Genomic DNA, 290 nt, shown 5'->3' on the forward strand with positions numbered 1-290 from the left:
GCATTAACTTCGTTAGAGAACTCACCATTGATTGCGTGAGATGCATTTTTCCAGTTAACTATATCGATATCTTTAACGTATTTTTTCCCAGTTTCAACTGCTTTTACTGAATTGTGCATTATACTTTTTTCAGCCATTAATGCAAGTATTGGAATATTGATATTTTTTAAGTCTTCTTTACTAAATAGATCAGGTGCTGGCGTTTTAAGTTTATAGTTACGCATACCCGACTCGATTAACTTAGCGATAGGCTCATCATCATTTGTTTCTGCTCCTCCAGAAACATAACT

General features: G+C 34.1%; 1 pseudogene. It reads right to left on the reverse strand.

Features of this window, described 5'->3' with window-relative positions:
• Positions 1-290: pseudogene (locus BAU27_RS11585) on the reverse strand (alpha/beta fold hydrolase); the annotation flags it as partial.

Source organism: Bacillus sp. NH11B, from assembly GCF_001884205.1.
Classification (GTDB): Bacteria; Bacillota; Bacilli; order Bacillales; family Bacillaceae_G; genus Bacillus_A; species Bacillus_A proteolyticus.